At 74.2% G+C, this 24,846-nt stretch carries 21 protein-coding genes; 9 read left to right on the top strand and 12 right to left on the bottom strand.

Features of this window, described 5'->3' with window-relative positions:
* Positions 1–169 precede the first annotated feature (169 nt).
* On the bottom strand, positions 170–1,624 hold the full coding sequence (locus BLT82_RS26435) for an SWIM zinc finger family protein (RefSeq protein ID WP_244529621.1): 1,455 nt from the start codon (positions 1,622–1,624) through the stop codon (positions 170–172).
* Positions 1,621–4,476, bottom strand: a complete 2,856-nt coding sequence (locus tag BLT82_RS26430) for a DEAD/DEAH box helicase (protein WP_093659158.1) — start codon at positions 4,474–4,476, stop codon at positions 1,621–1,623. Before BLT82_RS26430 ends, BLT82_RS26435 begins: the two co-directional genes overlap by 4 nt.
* Before the next feature lie 239 nt (positions 4,477–4,715).
* Between BLT82_RS26430 and BLT82_RS26425 the strand changes: the two genes are divergently transcribed.
* Together BLT82_RS26425 and BLT82_RS26420 are read left to right on the top strand one after the other, a co-directional pair.
* On the top strand, positions 4,716–5,930 hold the full coding sequence (locus BLT82_RS26425; protein ID WP_093659156.1) for an acyl-CoA desaturase: 1,215 nt from the start codon (positions 4,716–4,718) through the stop codon (positions 5,928–5,930).
* A gap of 75 nt (positions 5,931–6,005) precedes the next feature.
* Positions 6,006–6,191 (top strand): hypothetical protein, encoded by a 186-nt coding sequence (locus BLT82_RS26420; RefSeq protein ID WP_017950017.1) that lies wholly within the window; start codon positions 6,006–6,008, stop codon positions 6,189–6,191.
* A gap of 127 nt (positions 6,192–6,318) precedes the next feature.
* Here the strand turns inward: BLT82_RS26420 and BLT82_RS26415 are convergent, their stop codons facing one another.
* The 4 genes from BLT82_RS26415 to BLT82_RS26400 all read right to left on the bottom strand — a co-directional run bounded on the left by BLT82_RS26415 (position 6,319) and on the right by BLT82_RS26400 (position 10,202).
* Entirely contained in the window at positions 6,319–7,704 is a 1,386-nt protein-coding gene (locus tag BLT82_RS26415; RefSeq protein ID WP_093659154.1) for a tannase/feruloyl esterase family alpha/beta hydrolase, read from the bottom strand.
* Between the two features lie 362 nt (positions 7,705–8,066).
* Positions 8,067–8,870: a hypothetical protein gene (locus BLT82_RS26410; protein WP_093659152.1), complete on the bottom strand. Its 804-nt coding sequence runs from the start codon at positions 8,868–8,870 to the stop codon at positions 8,067–8,069.
* A 171-nt stretch (positions 8,871–9,041) separates the two neighbouring features.
* A complete protein-coding gene (locus tag BLT82_RS26405) occupies positions 9,042–9,353 on the bottom strand; it encodes a hypothetical protein (protein ID WP_093659150.1) in 312 nt (103 codons plus the stop codon).
* A gap of 249 nt (positions 9,354–9,602) precedes the next feature.
* Entirely contained in the window at positions 9,603–10,202 is a 600-nt protein-coding gene (locus BLT82_RS26400) for a class I SAM-dependent methyltransferase (RefSeq protein WP_093659148.1), read from the bottom strand.
* A 171-nt stretch (positions 10,203–10,373) separates the two neighbouring features.
* Here BLT82_RS26400 and BLT82_RS26395 point away from each other — a divergent pair, with 171 nt between their 5' ends.
* The 5 genes from BLT82_RS26395 (at position 10,374) to BLT82_RS26375 (ending at position 16,110) form a co-directional block, all read left to right on the top strand.
* On the top strand, positions 10,374–11,174 hold the full coding sequence (locus tag BLT82_RS26395; protein ID WP_093659146.1) for an MHYT domain-containing protein: 801 nt from the start codon (positions 10,374–10,376) through the stop codon (positions 11,172–11,174).
* Between the two features lie 106 nt (positions 11,175–11,280).
* Positions 11,281–13,941 (top strand): sensor histidine kinase, encoded by a 2,661-nt coding sequence (locus BLT82_RS26390; RefSeq protein WP_093659144.1) that lies wholly within the window; start codon positions 11,281–11,283, stop codon positions 13,939–13,941.
* Positions 13,938–14,372, top strand: coding sequence for a roadblock/LC7 domain-containing protein (locus tag BLT82_RS26385; protein WP_093659142.1), 435 nt, complete (start codon positions 13,938–13,940; stop codon positions 14,370–14,372). Before BLT82_RS26390 ends, BLT82_RS26385 begins: the two co-directional genes overlap by 4 nt.
* 22 nt (positions 14,373–14,394) lie before the next feature.
* Entirely contained in the window at positions 14,395–14,808 is a 414-nt protein-coding gene (locus BLT82_RS26380) for a DUF742 domain-containing protein (RefSeq protein ID WP_093659140.1), read from the top strand.
* A gap of 306 nt (positions 14,809–15,114) precedes the next feature.
* A complete protein-coding gene (locus tag BLT82_RS26375; protein ID WP_093659138.1) occupies positions 15,115–16,110 on the top strand; it encodes a nucleoside hydrolase in 996 nt (331 codons plus the stop codon).
* A 40-nt stretch (positions 16,111–16,150) separates the two neighbouring features.
* On the opposite strand, the gene BLT82_RS26370 is transcribed toward BLT82_RS26375, so the two are convergent.
* Positions 16,151–17,032 (bottom strand): SigB/SigF/SigG family RNA polymerase sigma factor, encoded by an 882-nt coding sequence (locus tag BLT82_RS26370; protein WP_093659136.1) that lies wholly within the window; start codon positions 17,030–17,032, stop codon positions 16,151–16,153.
* 255 nt (positions 17,033–17,287) lie between these two features.
* Here BLT82_RS26370 and BLT82_RS26365 point away from each other — a divergent pair, with 255 nt between their 5' ends.
* Together BLT82_RS26365 and BLT82_RS26360 are read left to right on the top strand one after the other, a co-directional pair.
* Positions 17,288–18,130, top strand: a complete 843-nt coding sequence (locus BLT82_RS26365) for a pentapeptide repeat-containing protein (protein ID WP_093659134.1) — start codon at positions 17,288–17,290, stop codon at positions 18,128–18,130.
* A gap of 340 nt (positions 18,131–18,470) precedes the next feature.
* On the top strand, positions 18,471–19,031 hold the full coding sequence (locus BLT82_RS26360; protein WP_093659132.1) for a type 1 glutamine amidotransferase domain-containing protein: 561 nt from the start codon (positions 18,471–18,473) through the stop codon (positions 19,029–19,031).
* Positions 19,032–19,158: 127 nt separating this feature from the next.
* On the opposite strand, the gene BLT82_RS26355 is transcribed toward BLT82_RS26360, so the two are convergent.
* The 5 genes from BLT82_RS26355 to BLT82_RS26335 all read right to left on the bottom strand — a co-directional run bounded on the left by BLT82_RS26355 (position 19,159) and on the right by BLT82_RS26335 (position 24,667).
* Complete coding sequence (locus BLT82_RS26355) at positions 19,159–19,863, bottom strand: alpha/beta fold hydrolase (protein WP_093659130.1); 705 nt, start codon at positions 19,861–19,863, stop codon at positions 19,159–19,161.
* A gap of 190 nt (positions 19,864–20,053) precedes the next feature.
* Positions 20,054–20,302 carry a cation diffusion facilitator family transporter gene (locus BLT82_RS26350; protein ID WP_208868039.1) on the bottom strand — a complete coding sequence of 83 codons (249 nt, stop codon included), beginning with the start codon at positions 20,300–20,302 and terminating at the stop codon, positions 20,054–20,056.
* A 75-nt stretch (positions 20,303–20,377) separates the two neighbouring features.
* Positions 20,378–21,298, bottom strand: coding sequence for a non-homologous end-joining DNA ligase (ligD, locus tag BLT82_RS26345; protein WP_093659128.1), 921 nt, complete (start codon positions 21,296–21,298; stop codon positions 20,378–20,380).
* A gap of 89 nt (positions 21,299–21,387) precedes the next feature.
* Entirely contained in the window at positions 21,388–23,232 is a 1,845-nt protein-coding gene (locus BLT82_RS26340) for a transketolase (protein WP_093659126.1), read from the bottom strand.
* A 55-nt stretch (positions 23,233–23,287) separates the two neighbouring features.
* On the bottom strand, positions 23,288–24,667 hold the full coding sequence (locus tag BLT82_RS26335) for an NAD(P)/FAD-dependent oxidoreductase (protein ID WP_093659234.1): 1,380 nt from the start codon (positions 24,665–24,667) through the stop codon (positions 23,288–23,290).
* Positions 24,668–24,846 lie beyond the last annotated feature (179 nt).

Genomic DNA, 24,846 nt, shown 5'->3' with positions numbered 1-24,846 from the left:
CGACTGGGGTCGGCAGCACCGTAACGGCGCACAGCGGCGCCGCTCCACCGGTTTTCGCGCGCCTCACTGCCGGGAGGCGCGCGGTCGGGCCCGCTGCGGTGGCGCTGCCAACGCCCGCCCCGGCGGCCCGACTTCGGCCATGGGGCTTCGGCGGGCCCGCCCGCCGTCGTCAGGCCCCACCGTCCCCCGGCGGGCGCGACGACCCCGGTTCGAACCCGTCGACGGAGCCGCCGCACGGATCCTGGACGTCCGCCGCGTGGAAGGAGGCCAGCGCCGAGGCCGGGTCCGGGGCCGGCGGGCCCGCGGGGGACCAGGGCGCTCCGGCGGTACGGGTGAAGACCCACCAGCGCCCGTCCGCCCCGACACGAAGTTCCGTCCCCGGCCCCGCGGTCCACCGCCCGTTCCCCGTCGCGCGCAGCGAGGGGCGTTCGTCCTCGTCCCAGTCCGCGGCGAGCCGCAGGCGGGACGTCGCACGCGCGAGGACGTCGTCCGGGACGGGCTCGCCGTCCAGTACGGCCAGACCCGCTCCGCCCCCCAACCGCCAGGCGCGAACGGCGAGTCGGAAGCCCGGACGGCCCCGGCCGCAGCTCGCGACGAGCCGGTCGGCAACGGCCGGCGGAAGAGGGTCGCGTGCCGTCGCGGCAAGGCGCACGGCGTCCTGACCCACGGTGAGTCCGGCCGCGAGTCCCTCCGGGAGACCAGCGGCGCTCTGTCCGAGGCCCTGCTCCGTACGTCCCGTGGACACCTCGGCCAGGATCCGCCGCGCCCGTACCGCCGCGTCGGCGGCCAGGAACTCCAGCGCGTCCGGGTCGATCCCTTCCGGCGCCCCCGTCTCGGTCTCCAGCGACGGCGGCCGGCCCGGCTCTTCCGGCAGCGGCGGCGCGGCGAGGAGTGCCGAGGCGATGCCCTGCGTGGCGGCCGTCTTCGAGGCCTCCGCCGCGAAGGCCTCGACCGCCGGCACGCCCGCGGCCCCGACCGCCGGCACCCCTTCGGCCCCGGCGTCGGCCGCGAGTTCGCAGTCCGGACCGGCCGGCTCCGCCCGGGCCGCGCTCCGCACCTGCAGTGCGTCGAGCAGCCGGCGCTCTCCTCGCCCGCGCAACAGCAGCAGCACGAACGGATCCCGGTCCAGCAGCCGCGCCACCTGGTAGCAGAGGGCCGCGGTGTGCGGGCACAGGTCCCAGGCGTCGCAGGTGCACTCGGGCTCCAGGTCCCCGATGCCCGGCAGCAGTTCGACACCCGCCTCCGCCGCGTCCTCCACGAGATGCGGGGGCATGTCCCGGTCCAGCAGGGCCGCGATGTGCCCCGCCCGGTCCACGGCCATGTCCAGGAACCGGTCCCATGCGTCCTCCGACAGCTCCTGCAGCAGCACATCGCTGCGGTGACCTGTGCCGTCGCGGTCCCTGACCACCGCAGTGACCCTGCCGGGCCGGATGGACACGGCCCCCACCGCACCGTCCCGCGCCTGCTTCCGCCCTTTCTTCAGCTGCTCCGCGTCCAGGGCGCCGTCCTCCAGCGCCTTCACCCAAGCCCGGCCCCACCAGGTGCCCGCGAAGCCCCGGCCCCGCGCGGGCGGCAGCGCGACGAACGTCCGCTCCTCCTCGTCCTCGTACGCGTCGTGCGTCATCGTGCGCCCCCTCGCAGTTCGACCAGCTCCGCCAGTTCGGCGTCCGTCAGTTCGGTCAGTGCGGCCTCGCCGGAGCCCAGCACAGCCTCGGCGAGTTCCTTCTTGCGTTCGAGCATCGCGGCGATCCGGTCCTCGACGGTGCCCTCGGCGATCAGCCGGTGGACCTGCACCGGCTGGGTCTGGCCGATGCGGTGGGCCCGGTCGGTGGCCTGCGCCTCGACGGCCGGGTTCCACCAGCGGTCGTAGTGCACGACGTGACCCGCCCGGGTGAGGTTGAGCCCCGTGCCGGCGGCCTTCAACGACAGCAGGAACACCGGTACCTCACCGTCCTGGAAGCGCCTGACCATGGCCTCGCGCTCCGGCACCGGCGTACCGCCGTGCAGCAGTTGCGTCCGTACGCCGCGGGCCGCGAGGTGCCGTTCCAGCAGCCGGGCCGTCCGCACGTACTGGGTGAAGACCAGGACGCTCGCCCCCTCGGAGAGGATCGTGTCGAGGAGTTCGTCGAGCAGTTCGAGCTTCCCGGACCGGCCGGCGATCCGCGGCTCCTCCTCCCTCAGGTACTGGGCGGGGTGGTTGCAGATCTGCTTCAGCGCGGTCATCAGCCCCACCACGAGGCCGCGCCGTTCCATGCCGCCCGCCGCCGAGATCGCCGCGAGGGTCTCCCGGACGACCGCCTCGTACAGCCCCGTCTGCTCCGCGGTCAGCGAGACCGCGCGGTCGGTCTCGGTCTTCGGGGGAAGCTCGGGGGCGATGCCCGGGTCGGACTTGCGGCGGCGCAGCAGGAACGGCCTGATCAGGGCGGCCAGCCGGTCTGCGGCGGCGGTGTCGCCGCCCTCCACGGCCTGTGCGTACCGGGACCGGAAGGTGCCGAGCCGGCCGAGCAGCCCCGGTGTCGTCCAGTCGAGGATCGCCCACAGCTCGGAGAGGTTGTTCTCGACGGGCGTGCCGGTGAGCGCGACGCGGGCCTTCGCGCCGATGGTGCGCAACTGCCGGGCAGTGGCCGCGTAGGGGTTCTTGACGTGCTGGGCTTCGTCGGCGACGACCATGCCCCAGCCGGCCTCCGCGAGAGCGGCCGCGTCGAGCCGCATCGTGCCGTACGTGGTGAGCACGAACTCCCCGTCCGCGAGACCGTCCAGGCTCCGGGACGGCCCGTGGAACCGCCGCACCGGTGTACCGGGGGCGAACTTCTCGATCTCCCGCTGCCAGTTGCCCATCAGCGAGGCCGGGCAGACCACGAGCGTCGGTCCCGCGGCGGACGCGTCGGTCTGCCGGTGCAGATGCAGGGCGATGAGCGTGATGGTCTTGCCCAGACCCATGTCGTCGGCGAGGCAGCCGCCGAGGCCGAGCGAGGTCATCCGGTGCAGCCAGTTCAGTCCGCGCAGCTGGTAGTCGCGCAGCGTCGCGGCGAGCGCGGCGGGCTGGGCGATCTCCTGCCCGCCCTCGGGATCGGCCAGTCGCTCCCGCAGCCGTTCCAGCCATCCGGACGCCTCCACGCCGACCGACCGCCCGCCGGTCTCCACGGACCCGGTGAGCACCGCGGCCAGCGCCTCGACGGGCGTCACCTTGTGGTCGCGGCGTGCCCGGGCCAGGCGTACCTCCTCGGGATCGACGAGCACCCACCGGTCGCGCAGCCGCACCACGGGCCGGCTCGCCTCGGCGAGCCGGTCCAGTTCGGCACGGCTCAGCTCCCGGTCGCCGAGCGTGAAACGCCAGTCGAAGGCGAGCAGGGCGTCCGCGGAGAGGAAGGACGGCATCGCGGACAGAGCGGGGTCTGCCGCCTCAGCGCCCTGGGGCGGGCCGATCACGGCCCTGGCGGTGAAGGTGCGGACGAGTTCCCGGGGCCAGTGGATCGGCACGCCGGTCGCGGCGAGGGCTCGCCCGGCGGCGCCGAGCAACTCGGCGACCTCCTCGTCGGCGAGGTCGACGGAGTCGGGAACGGCCGCGGACAGCAACGGCTCCAGGGGCGCCCAGGCCCGCGCGGCCCGCCGCAGGGCGAGCAGGGCGTCCGTGCGGGCGCGCGGTCCGAACGCGGCGTCCGGCCCGCCCGCCCACACGCTCGACACGTCCGCGACCAGCGCGGTATCGCCGACGCCGTGCAACTGCGGCACGGCCCGGAACGACGGTCCGGCCCGGTGCCCGGCCGGCGCGTCCTCCTCGGCCGGCCCCGTCACGTCGATGCGCAACGACAGCCGTACGCCCGCATCATGACGGGCCGCCACGTCCTGCGCCCACGCACGCGCCGCGGGCAGATGCTGCGGCTCTTCCGCGGCGAACGCCCCGGAGCCCGCGGCGAGCGGGGCGGCCGGGGTCCGCGGCAGTACGTCGGCCACGGCGTCGAGGAAGGCCCGCAGCTGCCGCTCGGGTTCGGGCAGCAGCACCGGAGAGGCGCCGGCGTCGAGGGGGACGGCGTGAGCGGTCGGCGGCATCGAGGCGGCGAGGGCGCGCACCCGGTCCGCGTCCCGGGCGGTGAGCGGTCCGACCCGCCAGGCGTCGTGGCCGTCCGCGCCGAGTCCGGGCAGCAGCGGTCCGCGGGCCGCCAGGTGGAGCGCCAGCACGGTGGCGGCACCCCAGAACACGACGGCGGGGGAGGCGCAGGCCGCCGACCCCGCTCGGAGGAGGACGGGCAGGGCGTCCCGTACCGGCAGCGTGCGTGCGGGTACGGCGTAGGTCCGGCCGCCCTGGCCGGCGACGGTCAGCTCCGTGTGGGTACCGGGGCGTGCCGGGGGCTCGGTGCCGTCCGGATGCCAGAACGCCAACCGGCCCGTGCGGGGCGGGGACCCCGGCAGGAACACGGCGGAGCAGTGGACGAGTCCGGAGTCGTCGGAGGGCGTTGCCGTGGAGAGTCCGTGCACAGCGATGGCGCATTCCTCAAATTTGACTAGTCGGGCCGGAGCGGCCGAGGATACCTCAGGTGCGCCCCCGGGCGGGCCTGGTGCCTGCACCACCCCGTCGCCCCGGCTGGCCCCCCGCCGGGTCCGGGGGATGCCGCCATGGTCGTCAAGGGGCCCCGATTCCTAGGTTTCTTCAGGTCGGAGCAGTTCAGCAGTCGAGCGCGCCGGACGGCGCGACGGCCCCGAGACCGGAGACCGCCATGCCACAGGCAACCGCCGCCGCGACCGCCCCCGCCGCAGAGCCCCCGCCGCCCGTGCGGCCGGTCCCCGCGCCGGAGGGTCCCGCCGGAAGGGCCCCCGGCAGCGATTTCGCGCCCCTTCTGCGAACCGTCAGGGAGCGGGGGCTGCTGGAACGCCGCACGGGCTGGTACGCACGCGTCATCACCCTCAACCTGCTGGGCCTCACCGCCGTCGTCACGGCCCTCGTGTCGGTCGGCCCGTCCTGGTGGGCCCTGCCCCTGGCCCTGCCGCTCGCGCTGCTGTCCGCACGGTCCGCCTTCATCGCCCACGACGCCGGCCACGCGCAGATCACACCGGACCGGCGGATCGGCCGGGCACTCCAGCTCCTGCACGGGAACCTGCTGCTGGGGATGAGCCAGGACTGGTGGAACGACAAGCACAACCGTCACCACGCGAACCCGAACCATCCGGACAAGGACCCCGACGTCGCCCCCGACGTGCTGGTCTTCGGCAAGGACCACACCGGCGGCCGCACCGGCTTCCGGGCCTGGCTCACCCGCCACCAGGCCGCGCTCTTCTTCCCGCTGACCACCCTCGAGGCCCTGTCCCTCAAGGTCTCGGGCTTCCGGCACGTGTTCTCGCCCCGGGCGGGCGGAGCGGACGGGGGCGTCCCGGTGCGGAGCCCGCGGGCCGGTGCCGCTCGCGCGGTGGAGGGCGGACTGCTCCTGGCCCACGCCGGCGGCTACCTCACGCTGCTGCTCACCGTCCTCACCCCGCTCCAGGCGTCCGCTTTCGCCCTGCTGCACCAGATGCTGCTCGGCCTTCACCTCGGCATGGCCTTTGCGCCGAACCACAAGGGCATGGACATGCCGGGGGCGGACCCCGGCGAGCGCTGGGGGCATCTGCAGCGGCAGGTCCTGACCTCGCGGAACGTCCGCGGAGGCCCGCTCACCGACTGGTTCCTGGGAGGGCTGAACCACCAGATCGAACACCATCTGTTCCCGAGCATGCCCCGCCCGCACCTCAGGCCGGCCAAGACGCTGGTCCGTGCGCACTGCCGGTCCCTCGGTGTGCCGTACGCAGAGACCGGGCTGGTCGACTCGTACCGGCAGGCTCTCGCCCATCTCCACGAGGTCGGAAGCGGGCTGCGGGCGCGGGACGCCGACCAGGGCCGTGTGCGCGACGGCGGCGAGGAGGCGGTGCCCGGCGGCAGGGAGGACGCGGCGGCCGCCTGAGGGAACCGGCGGGCGCGCGGACGCGTTGTCACAGCAGGGAGCGGCGGCCCGCGGGGCCGCGGAGGAGGCTGTGAAATGTCGACAGGTGCGAAGATCGCCATCGGGGGAGTGGCCGTCGGCCTTCTCCTGATCCCGCTGATCGGATTCTGGATGTCGCTGCTGGTGATCGTCGGAGTGCCCGCCGTGGCCTACTTCGCGCTCGACCCCTCGCAGCGCCGCCGGCTCCGCCGGATCAACAACCGCAAGCAGATCGGGCGCTGACGGGGTCCTGCCGGCCCCGCGCAGGGTGACCGCCTTCGGGGCCCGCTCCCCGACATCGAGCGGGCCGCCGGCGCGGCGGTCGGGGGGTGCGGGCCGAACCGGGGCCCGCGGCGAGGGAGCCCGGCCGTCAGCTCAGCGCGCAGGAGTTCACCACATCGCCGCCTGCGGGCCTCGGGATCCTCCGGTCCGCGGGCGGTGCCGCGCCCTTCTCCACCCAGGCGGTCAACGCGGCGAACGCCGCCCGGTAGCACGGCAGGATCGGGCGCAGCCGGTCCGGATGGGTGTCGTACAGGGCGTCCGTGTGCGTGCCGGCCTCGACCGTGTAGTAGCGGTGGAGCATCGAGCGGCCCCGGTCGTCGATCATCCGCGTGTACACGTCGGAGTCCTGACGGATAGGCAGCAGCGTGTCCAGGTCGCCGTGCAGCGTGATCATCGGCTTGCCGATCCTGCCCGTGAGCGCCACCTTCGCCAGGGCCTTATGTACCGAAGCGGGACGGGATGCCAGGTCGTACCCGGCGTCGGACGGACAGGCCGAGAAGATCTGCTCCGGGGTGGACCCGGCCGAGGCGCCGGGGCAGTTCCGGTCGTACGACGGGTCGAACTCGGCCCGGAAGATCTTCTGCGTCAGGCCCCAGTACACCTTTTCGTGGTACGGCCAGAGGAACTCGGAGCCCGGTGCGAAACCGGCCGCGAGCAGATCCTCGTCACCGGCACGACCGAGGCTGCGGGCCACCGTCACCGGCAGGTCCGTCAGCAGGTTCGGACCGCGTGTGGTCCACAGGGCGCCCTCCCAGTCCACGCCCCCGTCGTAGAGACCGGGGCGGTTCTCCAGTTGCCAGCGCGTGAGGTAACCGCCGTTGGAGATGCCCGTCATGTACGTACGGGCCGGTGCGTGCCCGTAGCGCTGCCGGGCGGCGCTCTTCGCGGCGAGGGTCAGCTCGGTCACCCGACGGTTCCATTCGGCGACGGCGTCACCGGGGGAGCGGCCGTCGGTGAAGAAGTCGGGCCCGGTGTTGCCCTTGTCGGTGGCAGCGTAGGCGTATCCCCGGGCCAGCACGTGGTCGGAGATCAGCGCGTCCGTGGCGTACTGACGGCGCGTGCCCGGGGCGCCGGTGACCACCAGCCCTCCGTTCCACCGGTCGGGCAGCCTGATCACGAACTGGGAGTCGTGGTTCCAGCCGTGGGTCGCGTTGAGGCGCGAGCCGTCGGGGAAGTAACCGTCGATCTGGATGCCCGGCACCCCGGAGGGATTGCGTGTACCGGCGGCCGCGAGTCCGGCCTGGTCGGCCATGTCGGTGTACGGGGTTCCGGCCAGTCCCGCCGTCGTCAGATCTTCGAGACAGGCCGGCCGCTGGTGCGCGGCGCCGGGCACGTCGAGCCGATCGTGACGGGCGCAGTGGCCGGACGGCGCCCCTGCCTGTGCCTGTCCGGCGCCGGCGAACGACGTCGTGGTGAGGGCCAGGAGCAGAGCGGCGAGCACCGGTGCTCTCCGGGATGAACGGGACAGACCCATGGCGGCGGCCTCCGAGTGAACGGCGAAAGGGTGGGTGCGCCGCCCCAGCGTGCTGTGGGCATCGGGGCCCGGAAATGGGCGCGCCCCACACCTCGGACGCCTCGGTCATGTGGGCCGCCGGCTGGGCCCTCGCACACGACCGCCCCCGCCACGGCGGCGCGGGTGACCGGCCTCGGCGTGGAGAACCGGATCGCCGTGCGAGCGGGGACCGGCGTGCCCGCCGGATCGCCATCAGCGCCGGACCGGCGCCAGGGCTGTGCCACGGGGAGCGAGCGGGCCTCGGACGTGCCCGGGATCGGCGCCGGACACGCAGGGGAGCAGTCCCCGGACGTGCTTCCGGGACCGTCCCACGCCCGCCGGGATCAGGAAGGCCGTACCGCCATCTTGTCCAGCGCCTCCAGCAGTCCCGGGAGCTCGGGACCGCGCCCCACCGGCAGCACCTCTCCCGGCTCCTCGTCCAGCAGCACGAAGGCGATGTCGTCGGTCCTGGCCACCAGCGACCAGCCCGGCCCGTCCGCCCTCAGCATCCGCGCCCCGTCCGGCGCGAAGCTCGACCGCACCCGCCCGAGCGGCGGCGCGTCGTCCACATAGGCGTGGAGCTCCCTGAGGACCCGGCGCACCCCCTCATGCGGTGTCGCGCGCTCCTCCTCCGGCGCGTCGGGCTGCGCGAACGTGATCTGCTCGGCCACCTGCTCGCGCCACACGGCCCACTGGAGCGCGACCTCGTCCGCGCCGAGCCGCCGCTGCGCGGGACCCCACGCACTCGTGTCGGGCGGCGTCAGCGGCGGCCCGCCCGCCTCCCCCTCGTCCGGGTCGTGGGGCGCGGGCACACCCGGCGCGACCGTCGCCACGGCCAGCGGCCAGCCGGGGAGCGCGGCGACCACCGAACGGTCACTGGGAGACAGGTCGTACTCCATCCCGCAGTCCCACGACGCGATCGCCACGGCCACCAGGGAGACGTCGTCGATCACGACCGTCCAGCGGGCGCCGTCGCCGTCCTGCCCGAGCACCAGCCCGTAGCCGCCGCCGTAGGGCCGAAGCCCCAGCGCCTCGCATGCCGCGGGGTAGTCGTCGCCGAGCACGCTGGGGAACTGCGCGGGTGTGAGCAGCTGCGCAGTCAGCACAAAGAGCGCGTCGTCGTCGGCCGCTTCGTCCGTCCCGGCCACGGCATCCTCCCCATCGGATCGTTCGTCGGCGCACCTTAACCAGTGGGTAACCCCGGCGTCGAGAGTCCGCGACAGGAAACTGGGCCCGCTCTTTCCCCGCCTGGCCCCGGGGCCGCGGACCCCGCCGCCGTGGGGCCGCGGCCGCGCCCCGCGCCTCCGGGCCCGGTGCCCTCAGGCCACGGGCAGCCCGAGCAGACTGCGCGCCACGGACCGGGGCGACTCGTCGCGCTCGCGCGCCAGGGCGATCACGGCGCGGCAGGCCAGCTCGTTCACGCCGAACGACAGGGCCTCGGGCGACACCCAGCCCGACGCCTCCTCGATTCCCTGCTGATCGTCCTCGGCACACGCGGACACGTACGCCGCCGCGGCCTCGAAGAGGTTCGGCTGGCGCTGCCGGACGACCCGCGCAGGCGGCGGGCCCTCCCCGGCGTCGGCCCTCTGCCCCGCGAACCTGCGGATTCCGCTCATCAGCTTGTCGAACACCCAGGGCCCCCTTCCACCGAACGTCACTCTTCCGGTGTACCCCGCCGGTATGACAATTCTTCCTCGCGGGTGCCGTCCGTGAGTCCCTTCCGCGTTCGGCCCTCAGCCCTCGGCGGGCTTCCCGTGGCGGGACGGCCGCGCCTGCACCCGCCCGTCCCGGTACGACGACGCCGCCGCGCCGCCGCGCGCCGCCGTGTTCGGACGCCTGCCGGGGCCCGCCGGTCGAGGCGAAGCACGCGCCGTGGAGGATCAGCCCTCCCGCGCCGCCAGCGCGAGGAATCGCGCCTCCTCGTCGGCGTACGAGACCAGCCGCCATCCCGAAGCGGCCAGCAGCGGGCCGAGGTTGGGCTCGGCGCGCAGGTCGTCGGGCGTGAGCCGGCGCTTCTGCCGGACCGCCAGGGCGGCCCGGCCGATGGGGTGGAAGAGCGCGAGACGTCCGCCCGGTCGCACCACCCGGGCCAGTTCACGCAGATCGTCGGCCGGGTTCGGCAGATGCGCGATCAGGCCGGAGGCGAACACGGCGTCCATCGACGCCGTCCGCAACGGCAGCCGTGACGCGTCGGCCTGCAGAAGCGCGGCGTCCCGGTCGCGCCCGGCGCGCGCCGCCGCCTGCAGCATCTCCAGGGTCAGATCGGCGCCGACGACCGTACCCGCAGGGCCCACGGCCCGGCGCAGGAGGGGCAGCGCACGCCCCGTGCCGCAGCCGGCGTCCAGGACCGCGTCGCCGGGCCTCAGATCCAGCGCGTCGACCCCCGTGGCGAAGGCGGGTCCGTCATCCGGGAACTTCACGTCCCAGTCGGCGGCGCGGGCGCCGAAGAACTCCTGCACATGCGTGTGGTCGTCGGTCATGGCCTCATGATCCCGCACCCCGGGCCGATCCTTCGATCGCTGCCGGAACAGACGTGCGGTGCACACGTTCGACCTCGGCACGATCGTTCTGAAACATCGGCTGTCATATTCCATCGGCTTTCGAAATGCGCCCCCGCCCTGCGCCCCCATCGGCACTACCGTCCCTGAGCCATGGGACACCTGGACCACGCCACATTCGGCTGGCTGACCCCCGTGCTGTCGTACGCGATGGCCTGCATCGGCGCCGCCCTCGGGCTGCGCTGCACCGTGCGCGCGCTCGACGCGACCGGCCGCTCCCGCCGCAACTGGCTCCTGACGGCGGCCTCCGCCATCGGCACCGGCATCTGGACGATGCACTTCGTCGCGATGCTCGGCTTCGGCGTCACCGGGACCGACATCCGGTACGACGTCCCGCTCACCATCCTCAGCCTGATCGTCGCCATGGCGGTGGTGGGCGTGGGGGTCTTCGCCGTCGGCCACAGCCGGGACCGGGTCCGCGCGCTGCTGCTGGGCGGGCTGACCACCGGACTCGGTGTCGCGAGCATGCACTACCTCGGCATGGCGGCCCTGCGGCTGCACGGCGACGTCACCTACGACCCGCTGCTCGTCGCGCTCTCGGTCGTCATCGCCGTGGTCGCCGCGACCGCCGCCCTGTGGGCCGCGCTCAACATCAAGTCGCCCCGAGCCGTCGCCGTCGCCTCCCTCGTCATGGGCGCTGCCGTCAGCAGCATGCACTACACGGGCATGCTCGCCGTGCGTGTGAGCGTCGCGCCCTCGGACGCGGCGCTGCCCGGGGCCACCACGATGCAGTTCATCTTCCCGCTCGCCGTCGGCCTCGGTTCGTACCTCTTCCTCACCTCGGCCTTCGTCGCGCTCACCCCGACGGCACGCGAACGAGCCGCCTACGCGTCGGCCGAGCGGGCCACCGAACCGGAGCCCGCGGCGTCGGCGCCCGCACCGACCACGTCGTGAGTCCCGCAGTCCCCCGGCACGTCCCGGACCGCGCCCGCAGGCCCGGGCCGGCCACCGCACGGCCGTCCCGCCGCACCCAACACCCCGTACCCGGAACGAGGAGGCCATGCGCACACCTCGCAGCAAGCCCGGCGCCCAGACGCCGCCCCCGCACGAGCGCCCACCGGCGGCAGCCGGTGTGCCGGCCCTCCGCGGACGCCGCGCCCACGCCGGGCCGCCCGCCGACGAACGGGCCGAGGCCGGCGCCGCGCAGGGACCGGCCGACGCACACCGCCGGCAGGCACCGCAGGGTCCGGGGGAGCGACTGCGGCTGCGTCCCCGGACCGTACGCGCCAAGATCATCTCGCTGCTGATGGTGCCCGTCGTCTCCCTGCTCGCACTGTGGGGGTTCGCCACCGTCACCACCGCCCAGGACATCGCCGGGCTCCGTCAGCTCCAGGACGTCGAGGACCGCGTCAGGGGCCCCGTCGCCGATGCCGTGGGCGCACTCCAGGCCGAACGGCGCGCCGCCCTGCGGCAGATCGCCGCGCCCGACGGCCGGCGCGCAGCCGAGATGCAGCAGCAGGCGAGGGCCACCGACGCCGCTCTCGCCGGGCTTTCCCTCGACCCGTCCCACACCGTCGCCGACGGAGGGGATCTGCCCCGGGACGTCGCCGCGAGGCTGTCCGCGTTCGTCGAACAGGGCCGCGGACTCGCCCGCCTGCGAGACTCCGTGCTCGACGGCAGGACGGACTGGGACAGCGCCTACGAGCAGTACACGGCCGCCATCGGCTCTGGCTTCGGCGTCGCCGGCGCCCTCACCGGTGTCCAGGACTCCGGCACGAGCTCGGACGCCCGTGTCCTGCTCGAATTCACCCGGGCCGGCGAGATGCTCGCCCGCGAGGACGCGCTGCTCGCCGCCGCCAGGGCCGGCAAGTCCTTCTCCGCCGACCGGCTGCGGCGGTTCACCGGCGCCGTGGAGACCCGGCGTGCGCTCACCGAGTCCGCGGTGGCCGACCTGCGGCCGCGTGAGCGAGCCGCCTGGCGCGAACTCACCGCTCAGACCGCCTACCGGGCCCTCGGGGCCGCCGAGGACGCCACCACCGCCGCGCCGGCGGGACGGGGGGCGGCCGCGGCCGTGCCCGTCACCACCTGGGACAGCGCCCACGGTGCCGTCAGCGCCGGCATGCGGGACATCGAGACGAGCGCCCGGCGCGGCGCCGCGGACCGTGCCGACCCGGTCGGCCAGGGCATGTTCACCGCCGCCGGTGCCGCGGTCCTCCTCGGACTGGCCGCGGTGGCCGCCTCCCTCGTCATCTCCGTGCGCATCGGTCGTGCCCTCGTCGTCGAACTCGTCAGCCTCCGCAACACGGCCCTGGAGATCGCGCGCCACAAACTGCCCCAGGCCATGCGCCGTCTGCGCTCCGGCGAGGACATCGACGTCCGGGCCGAGGCGCCGCCCGGTCCGCCGCCCCAGGACGAGATCGCCGAGGTCGGCGAGGCGCTGTCCACCGTGCACCGTGCCGCCCTCGGCGCCGCCGTCGAACGCGCCGAGCTCAGCCGCGGCATCTCCGGGGTGTTCGTCAACCTCGCCCGCCGCAGCCAGGTCCTGGTCCACCGTCAGCTCACCCTGCTCGACAGCATGGAACGGCGCGCCGAGGATCCTGGCGAACTCGGCGACCTGTTCCGCCTCGACCATCTGACGACCCGGATGCGCCGCCACGCGGAGAGCCTGATCATCCTGTCCGGCGCGGCACCGGGCCGGGCCTGGCGGATGCCCGTGCCGCTCACCAACGTCGTCCGCGCCGCCGTGTCCGAGGTCGAGGACTACGCACGGGTGGAGGTGCGGCAGCTGCCGGAGGCCGGCGTGGTCGGGACCGCGGTCGCCGACCTCACCCACCTGCTCGCCGAACTCGTGGAGAACGCCGCACAGTTCTCGCCTCCGCACACCAAGGTCAGGGTCAGCGGCGAACCCGTCGGCAACGGTTACGCCCTGGAGATCGAGGACCGGGGGCTCGGCATGGGCAAGGAGGCCCTCGCGGACGCCAACCGCCGCATCGAGCAGTCGGAGGCGCTCGACCTGTTCGACAGCGACCGGCTGGGCCTCTTCGTCGTGAGCCGGCTGTCCGCACGCCACGACGTCAAGGTGAAACTGCGGACCTCGCCCTACGGGGGGACCACGGCCGTCGTCCTGATCCCCACGGCCCTGCTGCAGAGCGCCCTGCCCGCGGGGCCGGCGGCCCCCGCGGCCGGGGCGCCGGCCGATCCGTCCCCCGCGCGTTCCGCCCCCTACGCGGTGCCGGACACGGCGCCGCGTCAGATCCCCGACGGCGAGCGGCCCCTGGCCGCACGGCCCGGCCGGCACGGCATCGAGGCCCAGTCCCGAGGAGTCGCCCCGCCGCCGCCCGGGGTCATCGCCCTGCGGCTGCGCGACCGTGCTCCGTCGCCGGCCGCCGATGGCCCCCGCCCGCAGCATCCCGAGCGTCCCCCCGCCCTGCCGCCGGCGCAGGAGGACTCCGCCCGGAGGGACCTGCCCTGCCCGGAGGACACGGCCGGCCTGCCGCGCCGCGTCAGACAGGCCAGCCTCGTCCCCCAGTTGCGAGAGGCCACGCCGCCCGACCCGGCGGATCCGGCCGGGCCCGCCGGACACGACGCACCGGAACGCACCCCGGAACAGGTCAGGGACCGGATGACCGCCTACCGCGCCGGCTGGACCCGCGGCGGCGGTGCCGCCCCGGGCCGTCCCACCCACACCAGCGCTCACAGCCGCGAAGGAGACGACGCATGATCGACCACGAGAGGACCCTCCACCCCCGCTCCGGAGAGCTCGACTGGCTGCTCGACGACCTGGTGCTGCGGGTGGGCGAGGTCCGCCACGCGGTCGTGCTCTCCAACGACGGCCTCGCCGTCGGCGCTTCGGGCGGCCTCACCCGGGAGGACGCCGAACACCTCGCGGCCGTGTCCTCCGGTTTCCACAGCCTCGCCAAGGGCGCGGGACGCCACTTCCGGACCGGCGGGGTCCGGCAGACGATGGTCGAGATGGACGACGGGTTCCTCTTCGTCGCCGCCGCCGGGGACGGCTCCTGCCTCGCCGTCCTCAGCGCCGTCACCGCCGATGTGGGGCTGATCGCCTACGAGATGGCGCGGCTCGTCAAGCGCGTCGGCGAGCACCTGGGCACCCCGCCCCGCGTGTCCACGACCCCGCCCGCCGCCGGCTGACCCGGAGGGAGGCTCCACCGACATGAACGATGCCGCCGACGGCGACCCGGATCTCCAGGGCAGCCGCTGGTACGACGCGGAGGCGGGCCCGCTCGTCCGCCCCTACGCCATGACCGGAGGGCGCACGAAGCCCGGGCCCAGCTCCGTGCGCCTCGACCTCATCGCGCTCGTCGACGCCGCCGACGACGCGGCGGACCGGGCCGCGGAATCCCTCCTGGGTCCCGAGCACCGGGCACTCCTGGATCTGTGCCGCACCGAGACCCAGTCCGTCGCGGAGCTCGCCGCGGACGCCGACCTGCCCGTCGGGGTCGTCCGGGTGCTCGTCGGCGATCTGCTGGAGGGCGGGCACGTCAGGGTCTCCATGCCCGTACCGCCCGCGCAACTGCCCGACGAAAGGATTCTGCGGGAGGTGATCGACGGACTCAGGGCCCTGTGACAGGACCGGTTGACTCCGTGTGCGGTCAGGGTGCGCACCGGGAGAAGGGCCGTGCGGACCGGCCGGGGGCCTGCACGGGACCCGCAACGCCGAGTGGGGCGAAGCCTGCGCTGTGCGGCCGGACGGCTCCGTGCGACCGACCGGGCGCCGGGTGATGCCGACCGAGCGGCGTCCTCCGGGGCACACTGGTGAGGCCGTTCCCCACGACGTCCGCCCGTCCGCGTCCTCGCCGGTACCGGTCGACACGGTGCCGGCGCCACCCGTACCCCGGCGCGCCCCGCGCCGCCGCCGACGCCGAGGAGCACCGTGTCCGTACCGATCATCCTCGACTGCGATCCCGGGCACGACGACGCCGTCGCCATCCTGCTCGCCGCAGGCGACCCCGCGATCGACCTGCTCGCCATCACGACGGTCGCCGGCAACCAGGTACTGGAGAAGACGACGCTCAACGCCCGTCGCATCTGCACCGCCGCGGGCATCACCTCGGTGCCCATCGCCGCCGGCTGTGCCCGGCCGCTCGTCCGGGAACTCCGCGTCGCGGACGACGTCCACGGCCAATCGGGCATGGACGGGCCGAGCTTCGGCGAACCGACCGTCGGGACCGTCCCCGAGCACGCCGTCGACCTCATGTACCGGCTCCTGACCCGGCATCCGGAGCCCGTGACCCTCGTCCCGACCGCCCCGCTGACCAACATCGCCCTGCTGCTCACCCGTTATCCCGACGCGGCGGCGCACATCCGGGAGATCGTGCTCATGGGCGGCTCGACGGAACGCGGGAACCGCACTCCCGCCGCCGAGTTCAACATGTACGTCGATCCGGAGGCCGCCGACATCGTCTTCCGCAGCGGGCTGCCCGTGACCATGTGCGGGCTCAACGTCTCCCATCAGGCACTCGTCACCCCCGATGTGCTCGCCCGGCTGGAGGGGCTGGAGACGGACCTGGGGCGCATCTGCGCGGAGCTGATGACGTTCTTCGCAGCCACCTACCGGCGGCTGTGGGGATTTCCGGCGCCGCCCCTGCACGACCCGGTGGCGGTGGCCAGGGTCGTCGACCCGGCGATCGTGGACTGTGTCGACGCGAGCGTCGCCGTCGAACTGCGCGGGGAGTACACGCGCGGGGCGACCGTCGTGGACCTGCACCGCTACCTCGGCCGTCCGGTCAACGCACGCGTCGCCGTGCGTCTCGACCAGGAGAGGTTCTGGGACCGGGTCGTCGGTGCCGTCGACACCCTCGGACGGAGGGCGGGCGGTGCTGCGGGTACCGGCCCGGACGTCCGGAACGGGGAGGACCGCCAGGGGTGACGAGCGGCGCCCGCCGTCACGCGCCCGGCGGCAGGGGTCACTACCGCACGGGGGAGCAGGTCCTGCGCCGAGACCGGCGCGGCGCGGGACGCCGCTGCGCCGAGTCCGGCTCGCGGGGGGCGGCCGGTACCGCGTCGTGCATGATCTCGTCCCGCAGCCGGCGGCAGCAGCGGCTGATCAGGCGGGAGACGTGCATCTGCGAGATGCCGAGGTCCTCCGCGATGCGCCGCTGCGTCATGTCCCGGAAGAAGCGCAGATAGAGGATGCGCCGCTCGCGGTCCGGCAGCCCGTCCAGCCTGGGCCTGACCGCCTCGCGGTCGATGACGACGTCGAGCGCCGGGTCGGGGCCGCCCATCGCGTCGGCGAGCGAGTAGCCGTCCTCGCTGCCCTGCACCTGCGCGTCGAGGGAGAGGGCGCTGTAGCTGTCGAGGGCCTCCAGGCCCGCTGTGGCCTCCTCCTCCGTCAGGCCCGCGTGCCGCGCGATCTCGGCGGCGCTCGGCTCCCGGCCGCCGACGGACTGGGCGAGCTCCTGGCGGGCGGTGCGGACCCGGTTGCGCAGGTCCTGCACCCGGCGCGGCACGTGGACGGTCCACGTGTGGTCGCGGAAGTGGCGTTTGATCTCACCGTCGATCGTCGGCACGGCGAACGACTCGAAGGCCCCGCCGCAGTCCGGGTCGTACCGCTCCACGGCCTTCACCAGCCCCAGCGCGGCGACCTGGCGCAGATCCTCCAGCGCCTCGCCCCGATTGCGGTAGCGCCCCGCGAGCCGGTCGGCCATGGGCAGCCAGGCCCTCACCACCTGCTGCCGCAGAGCCGTCTTCTCCCGCCCGTCGGCGAGCCGGGCCAGTCGTGCGAAGGCGTCGGCCGTGTCCGGGGCGTCGTCGTGGGGATGCCTGCCGCGCTCATGCGTCTGCTTGCTCACTCTCAGCTCCTCGTACGGTGCTGACGGTGCCGATCGCCCGGAGCCTCATGCACTCCTGAGCATCGCACGGGGCACGCCCGGGCTCCGAAGCACGTGTGGGCGCCTGCCCGGCGGTCCTCCCGGCAAACGCACGCAGACGGTGCCGCGGCACGGGCGCACGGAAGGGGCAGGCGAACGGCCGTTCGGATGAGGAAGACTGGACGCCGTAGCCACCAGGGAAGCTCCGGTACCCATCACGGAAGAGGCAGCGGCTCAGTGACCGACGTGAACAAGGACGCAGCACCCGCCCACGACCCCACGGGGCTGCGTGCCGACTGCGGGGAATGCTTCGCACTGTGCTGCGTGGCGCTGCCCTTCTCGGCCTCGGCCGACTTCGCCGCCGACAAGCCCGCCGGCCGGCCCTGCGGCCACCTCCGTGACGATTTCCGCTGCGGCATCCACTCCCGGCTCCGGGGCAGCGGATTCTCCGGCTGCACCGTCTACGACTGCTTCGGCGCGGGACAGAAGGTCTCGCGGGTGACGTTCGGCGGACGGAGCTGGCAGCAGGCCCCGGACAGCGCCCGGCAGATGTTCGACGTCTTTCCGGTGATGCGGCAACTGCACGAACTGCTGTGGTACTTGACGGCCGCGCTGAGGCTGGAGGCCGCCAGTCCGGTGCACGCGGCGGCGCGCGCCCTCCGCGACGAGGTCGAAGCCGTGACACTGCGGGACGCGGAGGTGCTGCTCGCGACCGACATCGCCGCGTTGCGCGGGCGTACGGGTGAACTGCTGCTCAGGGCCGGCGCGCTGGCCAGGGCCGAGGCCAAACCGGGTCGCGGCAAGGACCGGAGGGGCGCGGATCTGCTGGGGGCCAGGCTCGGGGGCGCCGATCTTCACGGCGCCGATCTGCGCGGGGCATGTCTCATCGCCGCCGACCTCCACGGCGCCGATCTCCGCCTGGCCGACCTCCTCGGCGCCGACCTCAGGGACACCGACCTCTCGGGGGCCGACCTCACCGGCAGCATCTTCCTGACCCAGCCGCAGCTCCAGCAGGCGAGGGGAGACGCAGCGACGAAACTGCCGTCCGGACTCCGCCGCCCCGCTCACTGGACGGCCTGACCCCACGGGCCGTGATTCGCCGCGCCCGCCCGCGCCGTCCGCCGAGGGTGGACGCCGGCGGATGCCGACGAGGTGGCGCACGGCGGGGATGCGTCCGACGCCGAGGACGTCGGAGTGCGGGAAGGCCACGCGAGGGGACCGGTACGGGCCGGCGCGCGATGGCGACGGACGCCGGAGCGCGGGGCCGGGGCGAGGGACGTCGACGCGGGTCGCCCACCGCCACGACGCAGGTCCCCGCATACCGGTCACACACGTGGGTACGCGCACCGCCGGACAGGGCCGCGATCCGGCGAGCGGGCCGGACCGGCGACGCGAGCGGGGGAGAGAAGAGCAGAGCTCCATGAACATCGCTTTCCTCACGGCGCACGAAGGCGTCGAACAGGTCGAGCTGACCGAACCCTGGCAGGCCGTGACCGGCGCCGGGCACACCCCGCGGCTGGTCTCCGTCGAGCCCGGCCGGATCCAGGCCTTCGACCACCTCGACAAGGCGGACACCTTTCCCGTCGACGAGGTCGTGGCCGACGCCTCCGTGTCGGACTACGCGGGCCTCGTACTCCCCGGCGGAGTCGCCAACCCCGACTTCCTGCGCATGGACGAGCAGGCCGTCGCCTTCGTCCGAGGGTTCTTCGAGGCGGGCAAGCCCGTGGCGGCCATCTGCCACGCACCGTGGACGCTCGTGGAGGCCGATGTGGTGCGCGGCAGGACGCTGACGTCGTGGCCGAGCCTGCGCACCGACATCCGCAATGCGGGCGGCACATGGGTCGACGAGCAGGTGCGGATCTGCCGCGAGGGCCCGAACATCCTGATCACCAGCCGGAAGCCGGACGACCTGAAGGCCTTCTGCTCGGCCTTCCTCACGGAGTTCGCCCGCCGGACCGCCGGGGCGGGCACCGGGAGCTGACGGCCCGGGCGACGAGCACGAAGAGCCGCCGGCCCGCCCCTGGCCCCGGCCGGGCAGTGCCCGGTGCCGGGCTGCCTCCCTCCACGAGTCTCCGTGCCGCCGTCGGCCGGATGCGCCGGCGCGGTGGTCACCTGCCAGGGCCCACCGCGTCGAGGAGCACCCGAGCCAGCTCGCGCGGACGGGAGAACATCGGCCAGTGTCCGGTGTCCAGCTCGACCAGCCTCCAGTGCTCGCCGCGCAGCAGTTCGGCCACGTCGGGGCCGGGTTCCGCCCCGTCCAGCAGGCACTTGACGTACGTCGCCGGGAGTTCGCCTACTCCCCGCCCCAGCACCGCCGGCTCGGTCAGCGTCGCGCCGGGATGCGGGGTCGCACCGCCGACGAGCCGGCCTATCTGCCCGTCGCTGAGCCCCTGACCCGCGAAGTCGGCCTCGGTCAGCGGTGCCCAGAAGCCTCCGGTCGCCGCCATCGACGCCTCGATCATCGCCCGGCCGTCGGGCCACGCGGTCACGAACGACTCGCCGTGCGACGGGACGTTCGAGTCGACGAAGACCACGCGCCGGAGCCGGTCGCCGATGCGCTCGGCGGCCTGACCGACCGGGATGCCGGCGTAGCTGTGTCCCACGAGCACGACATCCCGGAGGTCGTGCCCCTCGATCTCGTGGACGATGTCCCGGACGTGGGTCTGCTGCCCGGCGGGTGCGCCGCTCTTCTCCGCCAGCCCGGACAGGGTCAGCGGACGCACACCGTGCCCGGCCGCACGCAGCTCCGGTACGACGTCGTCCCATGCCCATGCGCCGAGCCAAGCGCCCGCCACCAATACGAAGTTCGCCATGCACCGCACCGTAGCGAAGGGGTGTGACAATCGCGTCCGGTGCGCATTGGGCAGGCGGCTCGCCTGCCCGTCGCCCTCGCCCACGGACCGCCCGGAGGGGCGCGGTCCGGCTCGCCGGCCTCGGGACGTCCTCGACCGTCCCACGAGACCGGCACGGCGGGACGGGCTCGGCGGCGGTGGTCCGCCCGCGTCAGCGCCCGGGGTGCGGCAGCGCCTCGGTGATGTCGAGGAAGACCTGGTCCGCCTCCCGCCACCGGTCGCCGACCGCCTCCTTGATCCGCTCGCTCACCAGCGCGATCCCCTCGCTGTCCAGCCCCGGGACCAGGTCGACCCTCGCGGCGACCGGTACCGAGTCCACCCCCGGACGCATGGTCAGCAGGTCGGCCACACCGTCGATCTCCGGCCGCTCGTCCGGCATGGCGCGGATCGCCCGGCGCATGCCGGGATCGACGGCGACGCCGATGAGGAGGTCCCGCGCCTCGCGACCCAGCCGGTAGCGCGGGCACCCGGGCGCTCAACCGCCGGTCCCGTCGCGACGCAGCCCGTCCAGCCGCCGTCGCGCCGGCCCCAGCGCCCTGCCGCGCCGCAGCGCACCCTCCCACGGGCCCGCGGCCGCCTGCTCGGCCGCGTTCGTGATGTTCCACCGGCGCGCCGTGAGCCCGGGGTCGTCCAGCTGGTCCCAGCCGATCGGCGTGGCGACCGGCGCGCCCTCGCGGGCCCGCACCGAGTACGGCGCCACCGCCGTCTGCGCGTACCCGTTGCGCTGGACGTCCAGGTACAGCCGGTCGCCCCGCGCCGCCTTGCGCGCCTCGGTGGTCAGTTCCTCCGGGTGGGCGGCCGCGAGCAGGCCCGCCGCGTCCTTCGCGAACTCCCGGACCTCGTCGAACCCATGACGCCGGCTGAGCGGCACGACGACGTGCAGACCCCGTGAACCCGTCGTCATCAGCACCGACGGCAGGCGGAGCTCGCCGAGCAGGTCGCCAAGGAGCCGCGCGGCCCGCCGGACGGGCTCGAAGTCGTCCTGCGGTGGATCCAGGTCGAAGACCATCCGGTCGGGGTGCTCCGGGCGGTCCGCCTTCGACTGCCAGCGGTGGAGCGTGACGCACGCCTGGTCGGCCAGGTACACGAGGGTCGCGGTGTCGTCGCAGACCGTGTGGGTGACCGTGCCGCCCACCTTGTCGACCTCGGCGCGGCGCACCCAGTCCGGATGGCTCTCCGGCGTCTCCTTCTGCATGAACCGGGGCCCGTCGAGCCCGTCGGGGAGCCGTTCGAGCATCAGGGGCCGGCCGCGCAGATGCGGCAGCATGCGGGGTGCGATCTCGCGGTGGTACCCGACGAGGTCCGCCTTGGTGAAACCGTCGGCGGGAAACAGGACCTTCTCCGGTCGGTGGACCTCCACGGTACGGCGACCGGCACGCACGGTTGTGGTGCTCATGGCTCGCGGGTACCCCGCTCCGCCGGCCGGTAGACCCCGGCACGGCCGGACGGGGCACTCGCGGATCGGCCGGCCGGGCGTGGGGCTCCTCAGTGGGCGACGATCCTCTCCACGAGCAGTTTCACGGCCGCAGCGATGGACTCCGCGTCGATCCCGGCGGCGTGCAGCTGCTCCTTGGGCGTCGCGGAGCCGGGCATGCCGCGCACGGCGAGCCGCGCGAGCCTGGGCACGGGACGCCCGTCCGAGAACGCCTCCGCAACGGCATCGCCGATCCCGCCCTCCGGGCGGTGGTCCTCCACCGTGAGTACGCATCCCGTCGCCCCGGCGGCGTCGTTGAGCGTTTCCACGTCCACCGGCTTCACCGAGTACAGGTCGACGACCCGGACCGGGATGCCGTCCGCGGCGAGCGCGTCCGCGGCACGGAGCGCCTCGTGGACCGTCACCCCCGCGGCGACGATCGTCGCCTTGTCGCCGTCACCGCTGCGCAGCACCTTGCTGCCGCCGACCGGGAACTCCTCGTCGGGACCGTAGACGACGGGCGTCTCCCCGCGGGTGGTCCGCAGATAGCGGACACCGTCGAGATCCGCCATGGCCGCCACCAGCCGGGCGGTCTGGTTGGCGTCGCACGGGTAGAGCACCGTCGACCCTTGGACGGACCGGAGCATGGCCAGATCCTCGAGGCCCATCTGCGAGGGCCCGTCCTCGCCGATCGACACGCCCGCGTGCGATCCGACGAGATTGATGCCGGCCCGGCTCACCGCTGCCATGCGGACGAAGTCGTGGGCGCGGGTGAGGAACGCGGCGAACGTCGACGCGAACGGCACCCAGCCGCACGCCTGCAGGCCGACCGCTCCCGCCACGAGCTGCTGTTCGGCGATGTAGAACTCGAGGTACCGGTCCGGGTGCTCCTTCTCGAAGTACTCCGTGCGCGTGGAGTCGCCGACCTCGGCGTCGAGCGCGACCACGTCGCCCCGCGCCGAACCGAGCGCGGCCAGGGCCCGTCCGTACGCCGTGCGGGTGGCCTCCTCCGCGCCGAGCTCGAACCGGGGTAGCTCCAGCGGCTCCCGGTCCCGGACGCGTCGGGCGCTCGCCGCCGGGGGAGGCTCGACCTCCACCCGGACGAACCGCGGCCCGCCCAGTTCCTCGATCGCCGCCTCCGCGTCGGGCAGCGGTTTGCCGTGCTTGCCCTCCTGGTCCTCGACGGCGGCGACGCCGCGTCCCTTGCGGGTGGCCGCGATGACGGCCGTCGGCCGCTCGTCCACCTCGACCGCCTCGGTGAGGGCCTTGTCGACGGCCTCGACGTCATGGCCGTCGACCTCGATGGTGTGCCAGCCGAACGCCCGTAGGCGCCGGGCGTAGGCGCCGAGGTCGTGCTGGTGGCGGGTCGGTCCTCGCTGCCCGAGCCGGTTGACGTCGACGATCAGCTTCAGGTTGCCCAGTTTCTCGAACGCGGCGTGCTCGGCGGCCTCCCAGACGGAGCCCTCCGCCATCTCGCTGTCCCCGGACAGCACCCACACCCGGTAGGGGAGGCGGTCGAGGTACGTGCCGGCGAGTGCCATCCCCACCCCGACCGGGAGGCCCTGTCCGAGCGAGCCCGTGGCGACGTCCACCCAGGGCAGCCTCGGCGTCGGATGGCCCTCGAGACGGCCGTCCCGCTTGCGGAACGTCAGCAGTTCCTCGTCGTCGATCGCGCCCGCCGCCTTGTAGAGGGAGTACAGCAGGGGCGAGGCGTGGCCCTTGGAGAAGACGAGCCGGTCGTTGGCCGGGTTCTCCGGGTCGGAGAAGTCGTAGCGCAGATGGTGTGCGAGGAGCACCGCGGCGAGGTCGGCCGCCGACATCGAGGACGTCGGGTGCCCGGAACCCGCGGCGTCGGCCGCTCGGACGGAATCCACCCGCAACTGCTGGGCCAGTTCCGTCAGTTCTTCGTAGCGCATGTCACTCCGTTCGCGGGGTGGTCCTGTGACCGGTTCGCGTGGCCTCGTCGTGCCGTCATTGCCGGGACCGGCCCGGCAGCCGGGCCACCTCGGGCGACGAGGTGTCGAGCGGCACCGACCAGGAGCTGACGAGACCGAGCTGCACCGCCTGGCGCGGCAGCGCGGCCTCCAACAGCCAGTCGGCGGCCACCCGCACCCGGTTGCCCGGCATCGCCGCCAGGTGGTAGCCGCGGGTCACGGCTCCGGCGAGCAGTCCGGACAGCGGAACGCCGAGCGGATTGGCCGCCGCCCTGACACCGCCGAGGTCGACCGCGAAGCCCAGATCGTGGTGCCGGTAGGCGCGTGCCGTGCCGTATCCGAGCGACGCCGCGACGTTGTTGGCGGCCACGTCCCCCTGACGGGTGGCGTGCTGCGCGGTCATCGGGGTCAGTTCGTAGCCGCTTCCGTTCCCGTCGCCGTCGTCGCCCGGCAGCGGCCGGGTCAGATCCGGTACGGCGGCGGCGTCACCGCAGGCGAACACGTCCGGATGACCGGGCACGTTCAGTTCGGCCGTCACCCGCAGCCTGCCGCGGTCGACCGGCAGCCCGACGTCGGCCACGAGCGGATCGGGCCGTACCCCGACGCACCACACCAGGGTCCGGGTCGGGACGAACTCGCCGTCGTCCAGCAGCACCCCGTCCGGCGTCGCCTCCTTGATGGAGGTGCCGGTGCGGACCTCCACGCCCCGGGCGCGCAGCACCCGGTCCGCGGTCTCCGACAGCCGCCGGTCGAGTTCGGGCAGTACCCGGGGCGCGATGTCGAGCAGCAGCCAGCGCGGCCTGGTGTCGGGGGAGCGCCAGGCCGGGCCGAACGGCTCCTTCGGACGGGACATCTGTGCGTGCAGTTCGTCCGTGAAGATCTTGCCCTGGGCCGCCACCTCCGTGCCGGTGTAACCGGCGCCGACCACGACGAAGGTGCAGCGGGCCCCGCACTCGTCGGCGTGCGGCGCGGCGCCCGCCATCTCGACCTGCCGGACGATGTGGTCGCGCAGGTACAGCGCTTCGGGCAGTCCCCTGAAGCCGTGCGCGTACTCGCTCACACCGGGGATGGGAAGCAGCTTGTTGACGCTTCCGACGGCGAGCACGAGCCGGTCGTACGCGAGCTCTCCCCGCGTCCCCTCGGGGTCCGTGTAGTGCACACGGTGCCCTGCCAGATCGACCCGCGTGGCCTCGCCCAGCACGAGCCGCACCCGCGGCAGGGTGCGGACGAGGGAGACGGTCACCCTGCGCGGCTCCAGGATTCCGGCCGCCACCTGCGGCAGCAGCGGGAGATACAGAAAGTAGTCGGTGGGGTTCAGCAGGACGATCTCGACCCGCTCCTTGGCCAGGGTGCGGGACAGGGCCCTTGCCGTGCGGTGGCCGGCGAACCCCGCACCCACGATGACGATTCTGGTCACGCCGTCCCGGCGCGGCAGTGATCGGTCCTCCCGGGACGTGGTGTGCGGGGCTCGCACGTGGGGTGCCTGGGTGTCGTCGGCCTGCACGGCGAATCGCCTCCCATGGAATAGGGGCATGCGAGGGACGGGACGTTCCGAGTGCCCTGCCGGCGCAGTGGTAAACGCCGGCACCGGCTCGT

Origin of the sequence: Streptomyces wuyuanensis, assembly GCF_900103455.1 — a bacterium.
GTDB classification, from domain to species: domain Bacteria; phylum Actinomycetota; class Actinomycetes; order Streptomycetales; family Streptomycetaceae; genus Streptomyces; species Streptomyces wuyuanensis.
Note: the sequence above shows the minus strand (reverse complement) of the source record. Positions and strands in the feature narration are given on the sequence as shown.

Coding starts and splice junctions, on each gene's coding strand:
- BLT82_RS26395 (WP_093659146.1), top strand. CDS start 10,374: ATGGGACACCTGGACCACGCCACATTCGGCTGGCTGACCCCCGTGCTG.
- BLT82_RS26355 (WP_093659130.1), bottom strand. CDS start 19,863: ATGGCGAACTTCGTATTGGTGGCGGGCGCTTGGCTCGGCGCATGGGCA.
- BLT82_RS26400 (WP_093659148.1), bottom strand. CDS start 10,202: ATGACCGACGACCACACGCATGTGCAGGAGTTCTTCGGCGCCCGCGCC.
- BLT82_RS26390 (WP_093659144.1), top strand. CDS start 11,281: ATGCGCACACCTCGCAGCAAGCCCGGCGCCCAGACGCCGCCCCCGCAC.
- BLT82_RS26420 (WP_017950017.1), top strand. CDS start 6,006: ATGTCGACAGGTGCGAAGATCGCCATCGGGGGAGTGGCCGTCGGCCTT.
- BLT82_RS26385 (WP_093659142.1), top strand. CDS start 13,938: ATGATCGACCACGAGAGGACCCTCCACCCCCGCTCCGGAGAGCTCGAC.
- BLT82_RS26360 (WP_093659132.1), top strand. CDS start 18,471: ATGAACATCGCTTTCCTCACGGCGCACGAAGGCGTCGAACAGGTCGAG.
- BLT82_RS26340 (WP_093659126.1), bottom strand. CDS start 23,232: ATGCGCTACGAAGAACTGACGGAACTGGCCCAGCAGTTGCGGGTGGAT.
- BLT82_RS26380 (WP_093659140.1), top strand. CDS start 14,395: ATGAACGATGCCGCCGACGGCGACCCGGATCTCCAGGGCAGCCGCTGG.
- ligD (WP_093659128.1), bottom strand. CDS start 21,298: ATGAGCACCACAACCGTGCGTGCCGGTCGCCGTACCGTGGAGGTCCAC.
- BLT82_RS26350 (WP_208868039.1), bottom strand. CDS start 20,302: ATGCGCCGGGCGATCCGCGCCATGCCGGACGAGCGGCCGGAGATCGAC.
- BLT82_RS26425 (WP_093659156.1), top strand. CDS start 4,716: ATGCCACAGGCAACCGCCGCCGCGACCGCCCCCGCCGCAGAGCCCCCG.
- BLT82_RS26415 (WP_093659154.1), bottom strand. CDS start 7,704: ATGGGTCTGTCCCGTTCATCCCGGAGAGCACCGGTGCTCGCCGCTCTG.
- BLT82_RS26435 (WP_244529621.1), bottom strand. CDS start 1,624: ATGACGCACGACGCGTACGAGGACGAGGAGGAGCGGACGTTCGTCGCG.